2 protein-coding genes are annotated in these 2,258 nt (G+C 56.8%); both read left to right on the forward strand.

Annotated features, from left to right (window positions below; translation table 11 throughout):
- A partial coding sequence (locus V2391_RS09605; RefSeq protein WP_329739142.1) for a hypothetical protein occupies positions 1 to 225 on the forward strand: 225 nt, incomplete at its 5' end.
- A gap of 75 nt (positions 226 to 300) precedes the next feature.
- A complete protein-coding gene (locus V2391_RS09610) occupies positions 301 to 1,995 on the forward strand; it encodes a phospho-sugar mutase (RefSeq protein WP_329739143.1) in 1,695 nt (564 codons plus the stop codon).
- The last annotated feature ends 263 nt before the right edge of the window (positions 1,996 to 2,258 follow it).

A 2,258-nucleotide genomic window follows, 5' to 3' on the forward strand; every position in this document is an offset into this window, starting at 1 on the left:
TCGCGCCGAGAGTACTGCGGGGTCAGCCCGTGGGAGGCCAGGGCGCCGCTGACCGGTGGACGGCACCGAGCCGTCAATCGACTTGAAGAAGGGGGAGGCCTCGCGGCCTCCCCCTTTTTTGCGTTAAAGGCGGCATTCACTAAGCAATTAAATCAATCCAATCATCTACCGGTGAATATAAACGTTCACCGTTCTGTGGCCGGTTCTCTGTTCTCAATGGACTAATATTTGCTTTAGCGCGCTGATGCGCTTGTCCTGTTTTACACGGGTTGTTTTATTGATTGTGACGGAAGGACTCACATGGCAGATGTTCATGAGCTGCTTGATACTTGGATTGCCAACGTCAAGGACGAGGAGCTCCTCGCTGAGCTCAACACAATGAAGGAGCAGGGTGACGAAGACGCCATCACCGACGCTTTCTTCCAAGATCTCGCCTTCGGTACTGCCGGCCTTCGCGGCACTATCGGTGCGGGCACTAACCGTATGAATATCTATACGGTCGGTCGTGCGACCCAGGGATTCGCTGACTACCTCAATGCGACCTTCGAGCATCCGACGGTCGCCATCGCTCGCGATAGCCGCAATAAAGGTGAGCTGTTCGTTAAGACGACAGCTGCCATTCTTGCGGCAAATGGCGTGACCGCCCTCGTGTATCCCAAGATTTCTCCTGTTCCGACGCTCTCCTGGGCCGTTCGTGATCTTAAGTGCTCCGGTGGCATTTGCATGACCGCTAGCCATAACCCGGCGCCGTATAACGGCTATAAGGCCTATGGTCCCGACGGCTGCCAGATCACCAGCGAGGCCGCCGATGCAATTTCTAAGGCTATCGCCGAGACCGATACGTTCACCGGCGTGAAGTCCATGGACTTCGATGAGGCTCTTGAGCAGGGTCTGGTTAAATGGATCGATGACTCGTGCCTCGAGCGTTATTACGACGCCGTTCTCGCCCGCGGTGTGACTAACCTTTCTGCCGAGGAGATCGCTGGCGCTCCGCTTAAGCTCGTCTACACTCCGCTCAACGGCACCGGCCTCATTCCCGTCACGACGGTGCTTGAGCGCGCTGGCATCACCGATGTCACGGTTGTTCCCGAGCAGAAGGAGCCTAACGGCGATTTCCCGACCTGCCCGTATCCTAACCCCGAGATCCGTCAGGCCATGCAGAAGGGCATCGATCTCTGCGAGCAGGTTCACCCTGATTTGCTGCTTGCAACCGATCCCGACGCCGATCGTGTTGGCGTTGCCGTTAAGAATGGCAATGACTATCTGCTGCTCACCGGCAATGAGATGGGCGTCCTGCTGCTCGACTATATTTGCAAGACCCGTGCCGCCCGCGGCGAGGATCTCACCAAGAAGGTCGCGGTTACTACCATTGTTTCTTCCGCCATGGTCGATGCTCTGGCCGAGGAGTATGGTTTTGAGCTCCGTCGCTGCCTGACGGGCTTCAAGTACATCGGTGACATCATTACGTCGCTTTCCGATGCCGGTGAAGTCGATCGCTTTATCTTCGGTTTTGAGGAGAGTTACGGCTATCTGGCCGGTGATCACGTGCGCGACAAGGACGCGGTGAGCACTTCGCTGCTGATTTGCCAGATGGCTCAGTATTACAAGCTGCAGGGTAAGAACCTCGCCGACGCGATGCACGAGCTGTACGAGAAGTATGGCTACTATCACAATAAGACGATTTCCCTGAGCTATCCGGGCGCAGAGGGTGCGGCAAAGATGGCCGGCATCATGGCCGGTCTGCGCGAGAACCCGCCCGCGGAGCTCGCCGGTTCCAAGATTGAGGCCGTCGTGGATTACAACACCTGCGTGAACGGCCTGCCGAAGGCTAACGTCATTGAGTTCGATCTTGAGGGTGGCAACAAGGGTATTGTTCGTCCTTCCGGCACCGAGCCCAAGATTAAGCTGTATATCTTCGCTAAGGGCGCGGATGCCGCCGAGGCAGATGCAGCACTTGACGCGATTGAGGAGTCCGGTCGCAAGCTGCTGGCATAAGGCATTTAAGAGTCTATTACTAGAGATAGACGAAAGAGGGGATCTCGGAAGCGAGGTCCCCTCCTGTTTTTAACCAGCCAGCAGAGAGTACTTATATGTGTAGGAAATGTGTACGCCATGATTCCCGCCCACGGCACCCCTCCGGTCTGGCAATATATCTCCTTGCCGCGCGGCCCGGTCGGACCGGATGAGCCGCGCAGGCGTGCACCTTGAGAACCGGATACTGCGAGGATGGACACTTCAAGTGTCGCATCCGGGCAGAC

This window comes from Collinsella sp. CM84Y_54 (assembly GCF_036317945.1).
In the GTDB taxonomy this organism is placed as follows: Bacteria; Actinomycetota; Coriobacteriia; order Coriobacteriales; family Coriobacteriaceae; genus Collinsella.

What these genes read in the sequence shown, in the direction of transcription:
- V2391_RS09610 (WP_329739143.1), top strand. Translation starts at nt 301, where the DNA reads ATGGCAGATGTTCATGAGCTGCTTGATACTTGGATTGCCAACGTCAAG.